This window comes from Methanoculleus sp. UBA413 (assembly GCF_002502935.1).
In the GTDB taxonomy this organism is placed as follows: domain Archaea; phylum Halobacteriota; class Methanomicrobia; order Methanomicrobiales; family Methanoculleaceae; genus Methanoculleus; species Methanoculleus bourgensis.
In genome coordinates, this window is sequence record NZ_DAQR01000047.1 from 7348 (window position 1) to 10440 (window position 3093).

The following is a 3093-nucleotide window of genomic DNA, read 5'->3' on the forward strand; positions in this document are numbered from 1 at the left end:
TCCTCGCCGTGCTCAACATACCAGCCCGGGGTCTTGTTCAGGCCGAGGATGAGGTGCTCGATCCGCAGAAGGCCGACGCCGTCTGCTCCGGTGGCGGCGGCCCGCTTTGCGGCCTCAGGGAGGGAGACGTTCACCTTGACGAGCGTGCCGGTGATCACGGGGGCCGGCGCCGCTACTGCGACTGCTGCCGGCGCTGCCGGGGCCGGCGCCTCAACCGCTCCTTCGTAGATGGTGCCCTTCTCCCCGTCGACGGTGATGACCTGCCCGTCCTGCAGAATCTTCGTCGCTTTCTTGGTCCCGACGACTGCAGGCGTCCCGAGCTCCCGGCTCACGATGGCCGCATGGCAGGTCATACCACCTTCGTCGGTTACGATGGCCTTGACCCGGCGCATCGCCGGCACCATATCGGGGTTGGTCATCTTGGTGACCAGGATATCGCCATCCTTGATAGTGCTCGTGTCCCTGACGTCCCGGACGATCACGACCCGGCCGCTCGCTATCCCGGGAGAAGCGCCCTGGCCTTCCAGCAGCACCACGCCGAGCGCGGCCGCGGGTTCCAGTGCGGGTTCTGCACCGGCACGGGGGATCTCCGGCCGCCTGATGGTCGTGATGGGGCGGGACTGGAGAATGAAGATCTCGTCGCCGACGATCGCCCACTCGACATCCTGCGGGACGCCGTAGTGCTCCTCCGCGATCTTTCCGAGCGTTGCGAGGCGCGCCACCTCCTCGTCCGAGAGGACCGGGGCGGTGCGCTGTTCGGGAGTGAGTTTGACGACCTTTGTCCCGTTCTCGCCCTCCGGCACGATCATGATCTCCTTCTCGGCGATCAGGCGGTCGACCACGCGCTCTGAGCGCAGGTCAAAGACGTAGTTGTCAGGCGAGACGCTGCCCGAGACGACGGCTTCGCCGAGCCCCCAGGAGCCCTCGACGATCGTCAGGGGCTCGCCGGTGACGGGGTGAGAGGTGAACATGACACCTGACTTCTCAGACCGGATGAGCTCCTGCACGACGACAGCGATATTCACGCCACGGTCATCGAACCCCTGCTTTGCCCGGTAGTAGATGGCCCGCGCACCATACAGCGAGGCCCAGCACCGCTGGACCGCGTCAAGGAGGTCATCGTCGCCGAGGACGTTGAGGAACGTCTCCTGTTGTCCGGCGAAACTGGCCTCGGGGAGGTCTTCGGCGGTAGCGCTCGACCGGACGGCGACAACCTCCCCGTTTTCGCCCATCCGGGCATACGCATCGACGATAGCCTCCCTGATCTGGTCAGGGATCCCGACACTCAGGACGATATCCTGCACTTCCCTGGAGACTGATTCCAGGGCTCCATTATCATCAACATCCAGGCGCTCCAGTTTGCGAAAGAGTGTATCTTCGATCCCGGTCTCAACCAGGAACCTGCGGAACGCCTGGGCGGTCACCACAAACGCCTTCGGCACAGGGAGGCCGAGGGAGGTCATCTCGCCCAGAGATGCTCCCTTTCCACCTACGGAGATGATATCTTCCTTTTTTATTTCCTCGAGCCACAGAACGTTGGGCATTTCCTTCATGCTCGCACCACACATATACTTCTCACCATTCCATAAAAGATTTCGGAAGAAAAAGCATCAATACACATGATGTCAAATCAGATATGGGTTCAACTGTGAAATATAGAGTGCTTGTCAGCGACCCGCTGGCAGAGGAAGGACTTGACATCCTGAAAGAATTCTGCGACGTGGATGTCAATACCGGGCTGGCCGAGGACCAGCTCGTTGCTACTATCGGGGACTACGATGCCCTGCTGGTGCGTTCGGGCACCGAGGTGACGGCGCGTGTCATCGATGCGGGAACGAGGCTGAAGTTCATCGGCCGTGCCGGCGCCGGGGTAGATAATATCAATATCGATGCGGCGACGCGCAGGGGAATCATCGTTGCCAATGCTCCCGAAGGAAACACCCTGGCGGCAACAGAGCACACGATGGCGATGATGCTCTCGCTCGCGCGCAACATCCCCCAGGCGAGCGCATCACTCAAGAAGGGTGAGTGGAAGCGCTCTAAATTCATGGGGGTCGAACTCAATGACAAGACCCTCGGCATCGTGGGGCTCGGGCGTATCGGTAACGAGGTTGCGAAGCGCGCAAGGGCGATGGAGATGAAGTGCATCGCCTACGACCCCTTCATCAGCAAGGAGAGGGCTGCGAAGATCGGTGTTGAACTGGTCTCGCTCGACGACCTCTTCCGGCGGTCGGACGTTATCACGGTCCACACACCGCTGATCAAGGAGACGCGCCACATGATCAACGCAAAAAGCATCGCCACCATGAAGGACGGTGTCCGGTTGATTAACTGCGCCCGCGGCGGAATCATCGATGAGAAGGCGCTCGCAGACGGGATTAGAAGCGGCAAGGTCGCCGGCGCTGCGGTGGACGTCTTTGAGTCCGAACCGCCGACCGACTCCCCGCTCCTCGGCCTGGACCAGGTGATCGTCACCCCGCACCTCGGGGCAAGCACGGTCGAGGCGCAGAAGAACGTCGCTATCTCGGTTGCGAACCAGTGTATCAGTGTGCTCGAGGGCGGCCCGGCGAAGTACGTGGTGAACGCGCCAATGGTTCCTGCAGAGCAGCAGGCGCTGATTGAGCCTTATGCGCTGCTTGCGCAGAAGATGGGAAGCCTGCTTATCCAGCTCATCGAGGGGCGTCTTGAGTCGATCGACGTCACCTACGGGGGCGAGATCGCACAGGCGCCGAACATGAAGTTCGTCACCCGCGTCATCTTAAAGGGGCTGCTGGACCCGATCCTGCAGATGCCGGTCAACATCGTGAACGCGGAGTTCGTCGCAAAAGAGCGCGGCATCCGGGTGAGCGAGACCACCACCGAGGAGGCGCACGGTTTCCGCAATCTCATCACTATCAGAGCAACGACCGACCGGATGACCGAGTCGGTGAGCGGCAACGTCTCCGCCCCGGACCGGGCACGGATCGTAAACATCGGCGGGTACATGACCGACCTGACCCCGACCGGCCACGTGGTCATCTCCCGCCATATCGACAAGCCGGGCGTCATCGGCAAGGCGGCGACGATCCTCGGCCGCGCGAACGTGAACATCGC

The 3093-nt window shown here is 61.9% G+C and carries 1 protein-coding gene and 1 pseudogene; one reads left to right on the forward strand and one right to left on the reverse strand.

All coding sequences use genetic code 11. The features are described from left to right. Nucleotides 1-1553: pseudogene (gene ppsA / locus BP858_RS03620) on the reverse strand (phosphoenolpyruvate synthase); the annotation flags it as partial. Nucleotides 1554-1648: 95 nt separating this feature from the next. Here ppsA and serA point away from each other — a divergent pair. Continuing rightward, the coding region (gene serA / locus BP858_RS03625) for a phosphoglycerate dehydrogenase (protein ID WP_286878867.1) at nt 1649-3093 on the forward strand (1445 nt) is incomplete at its 3' end.